This is a genomic window from Nocardia jiangsuensis (assembly GCF_042650385.1).
In the GTDB taxonomy this organism is placed as follows: domain Bacteria; phylum Actinomycetota; class Actinomycetes; order Mycobacteriales; family Mycobacteriaceae; genus Nocardia; species Nocardia jiangsuensis.
Genome location: NZ_JBHSAX010000033.1, coordinates 537,890 through 541,160, shown reverse-complemented (window position 1 = coordinate 541,160; position 3,271 = coordinate 537,890). Strand labels below are relative to the sequence as shown.

The 3,271-nt window shown below is 72.8% G+C and carries 4 protein-coding genes; 2 read left to right on the top strand and 2 right to left on the bottom strand.

Annotated elements, in window-relative coordinates; translation table 11 throughout:
* Window positions 1-26: 26 nt before the first annotated feature.
* The gene (locus ACFO0B_RS31110; RefSeq protein ID WP_378617163.1) at window positions 27-1,034 is read right to left on the bottom strand and encodes an AraC family transcriptional regulator; all 1,008 of its coding nucleotides are present in this window, start codon (window positions 1,032-1,034) and stop codon (window positions 27-29) included.
* Window positions 1,035-1,104: 70 nt separating this feature from the next.
* Between ACFO0B_RS31110 and ACFO0B_RS31105 the strand changes: the two genes are divergently transcribed.
* On the top strand, window positions 1,105-2,580 hold the full coding sequence (locus tag ACFO0B_RS31105; RefSeq protein ID WP_378617161.1) for a flavin-containing monooxygenase: 1,476 nt from the start codon (window positions 1,105-1,107) through the stop codon (window positions 2,578-2,580).
* A gap of 3 nt (window positions 2,581-2,583) precedes the next feature.
* Here ACFO0B_RS31105 and ACFO0B_RS31100 read toward each other — a convergent pair whose 3' ends face one another.
* On the bottom strand, window positions 2,584-2,796 hold the full coding sequence (locus tag ACFO0B_RS31100; RefSeq protein ID WP_378617159.1) for a hypothetical protein: 213 nt from the start codon (window positions 2,794-2,796) through the stop codon (window positions 2,584-2,586).
* 139 nt (window positions 2,797-2,935) lie between these two features.
* On the opposite strand from ACFO0B_RS31100, the gene ACFO0B_RS31095 reads away from it, so the two are divergent.
* The coding region (locus ACFO0B_RS31095; RefSeq protein WP_378617157.1) for a nitroreductase/quinone reductase family protein at window positions 2,936-3,271 on the top strand (336 nt) is incomplete at its 3' end.

Sequence of the window (3,271 nt, the reverse complement as noted above, 5' to 3'; positions counted from 1 at the left end):
TTCCCCCCCCCGCCCCGCTCGCGTGTTCAGGGCCTGCCGCGCCGGATCGCCGTCGGGGTGCTGCCCCACCAGCGGCGGCAGCAGCGGGTGAGCGTGGCCTGCTCGGCGAGGCCGAGCAGCGAGGCGATCTGGCTCATCGGCATGGCGGTCGTGGTCAGGTAGCGCTCGGCCTGCTCGCGGCGCACCTCGTCCAGGATCGCCGCGAAACTCGTTCCCTCCCCGGCCAGCCTGCGCTGCAGGGTGCGCGGGTGCACGGTGAGCAGCTCGGCGACGACGCCGATCTCCGGCGGGGCGGTGCCGAGCAGCTGTCTGACCGTTGTCCGCACCCGCGGCGCCGCGGCGGCGCCGTCGCCCGCGGTCTGCGCGGCGAGGAAGGCCATGGCCAGCCGGTGCAGCGTCTCGTCGCCGCCTGCCAGCGAGCGCGTCTCCAGCCCGCGCGGTATCCGGAGCAGTGCGGCGGGCCGCCCGGCCCGGACCGGGGCGCCGAAGAAGCGCTCGTACTCGGCGAGCGGGGCCGGTGGGCGGTACGGCAGCTCCACCGAGCGCAGCCCGTAGCGCGGGGCCACCAGCCGCTGGATGGTCCGGTGCACGAAGCCGAGGCCGAGGTCGGTGCCCTGCACCGGGGCGGGCAGGTCGTCGCTGCGCACCTCGTAGCGCAGGGCGACCACGTGCTCGTCGCCGTACGGGTCCGGCTCCAGGCCGAGGCTGAGCGAGGGCGCGTGCACGAAGAGGTAGCGCGCGGTGCACTCCATGACCCCGGCGAGCGTCGGCGAGTTGCGGATGGCGAGCGCGAGCGGGCCGAGCATGTCCAGGTCCTGCCGGTAGGAGATGCGCAGCCCGAGGTCGGGGCAGCCGAGCCGGTGCGCGGCCAGCTCCAGCGCCGTGGCGACGGCGGTGTCCGGGACCAGCATGTCGTCGGTGTCCAGCGCGGCGGCGGGCAGCCCGGCGGCGGCGGCCAGCGCCTCGGCGTCGCCGCCCAGCTCGGCCACGGTGGCGCGGAAACCGCGCAGGCCGGCGGAGCGGATGACGGACATGTCGTCCAGGGTCAAACTTTTGTCGCGTGAAAGCAAGAAGGCCCGGCTGCGCCCGGGCACACTGGTTGGCATGACCGAACACCTCGACGTCGTGATCGTCGGCGCAGGGCTCTCCGGGATCGGCGCCGCGTACCGGTTGCAGACCGAGTGCCCCGGCAAGAGCTATGCCGTGCTGGAGGCCCGCGGAGCGCTCGGCGGCACCTGGGATCTGTTCCGCTACCCGGGGATCCGCTCGGATTCGGACATGTTCACCCTCGGCTACCCCTTCAAGCCGTGGCGCGACGCCAAGTCCATCGCGGACGGCCCTGCCATCCTGCGCTACATCACCGAGACCGCCCGGGAGTACGGCATCGACCGGCACATCCGCTTCGGCACCAAGGTGCTCGGCGCCGACTGGTCGTCGGAGGAGCTGCGCTGGACCCTGACCCTGTCGCGCACCGACGCCGCCGGGCACCGCACCGAGGAGACGGTGACCTGCGGCTTCCTCTACAGCTGCGCGGGCTACTACAACTACGACCGTGGCCACGCGCCGGAGTTCGCCGGGCTCGCCGACTTCGCCGGACGGGTGGTGCATCCGCAGTTCTGGCCCGCGGAGCTCGACTACACCGGCAAGCGGGTGGTGGTGATCGGCAGCGGCGCCACCGCGGTGACGCTGGTGCCCGCCATGGCCGCCGACGCCGAGTCGGTCACCATGCTGCAGCGCAGCCCCACCTGGATCAGCGCGGTGCCGGGCCGGGACAAGATCGCCGACAAGCTGCGCGCGACGCTGCCGCCCCAGCTCGCGCACCGGCTCATCCGCACCAAGAACATCCTGTTCAGCATGGGCTTCTACCAGTACTGCCGGCGCCGCCCCGAGGCCGCGCGCAAGTTGCTCACCGGGCTCACCACCCGCATCCTCGGCGACGAGAAGCTGGTGGCCGAGCACTTCACCCCGGAGTACGACCCGTGGGACCAGCGGCTCTGCGCGGTGCCGAACGCCGACTTCTTCAAGGCCATGAAGAAGGGGAAAGCGGAGGTCGTCACCGACCGCATCGACCGCTTCGTGCCGGACGGCATCCGGCTGGTGTCGGGCCGGGTGCTGCCCGCCGACATCGTGATCACCGCGACGGGGCTGGAGCTGCTCGCCTTCGGCGGCATCGCGCCCTCGGTGGACGGGGTCGAGGTGCCGCTGCCGGAGCAGTACGTGTGGCAGGGCGCCATGCTCACCGGGGTGCCGAACTTCGCCGTCTGCATCGGCTACACCAATGCCTCCTGGACGCTGCGCGCCGACCTGTCCTCCCGGCTCGTCTGCAAGGTGCTGAATTTCATGGACCGCAGGGGGTACCAGGCGGTCGTCCCGGAGCCCGCGGGCGAGCTCGGCGAGCAGCCGCTGCTCGACCTGGCGTCGGGGTACGTCCAGCGCTCGATCGGCGACTTCCCGCGGCAGGGCGACCGGCACCCGTGGAAGGTGCGGCAGAACTACCTGCTCGACTCGGCCACCACGCTCCGCACCGACCTGGGCAGGACGCTGCGGCCGGTGCGACCGAAGGTGCCCGTCCGGGTGTGAGGCTCAGTCCGGCATCTGCCGCAGCTCCAGCAGGGTGAGGCCGAGTGCGTCGATCCTGGCCAGCAGGCCGCGCAGTGCGGCGGCGTCGGTGACCGGGCCGTACAGCGTCGTCACCGCGCCCGGCGCCCGGTTCGACGCGGCGAGCTCGGGGAAGGCGGCGAGCGCGCGCTCGGAGAGTTCGCCGTCGATGATGAACTGGTAGCGCAGCGGGCCCACCACCGCTCCTTCCGCCGATTCCCGTGCGCCGAGCCTGCCCGGCCCGGCGCGCTACCGCGTCACCCGGAGCGGGTGAGATCGTGGGCCGGTAACCTCGGGGCCGCGCGGACCCGCGCACCTGCGATCGGAGGGAGCGGCTGTGGCCGAGGATTTCAACGCGAAGATCATCGCCGAGTTCCGGGCCAATCAGGGGAAGGTCGGCGGGCCGTTCGCCGGCGCCGAGCTGCTGCTGCTCACCACGACCGGGGCGAAGAGCGGCGCACAGCGGGTGAGCCCGCTGGCCCAGGCCAGGGATGGGGAGCGCTTCGTGATCGCGGCCTCGAAGGCGGGCGCCGACACCAACCCGGACTGGTACCACAACATCAGGGCCGACCCCGAGGTCACGGTGGAGTTCGGCACCGAGACCTTCCGCGCCGTCGCCACCCCGATCGAGAGCGGCCCGGAGCGCGACCGGCTCTACGGCAAGCTGGTCGAG

Excerpts from the sequence above, each read along its gene's own strand:
- ACFO0B_RS31110 (WP_378617163.1), bottom strand. The coding sequence starts at position 1,034 with ATGTCCGTCATCCGCTCCGCCGGCCTGCGCGGTTTCCGCGCCACCGTG.
- ACFO0B_RS31105 (WP_378617161.1), top strand. The coding sequence starts at position 1,105 with ATGACCGAACACCTCGACGTCGTGATCGTCGGCGCAGGGCTCTCCGGG.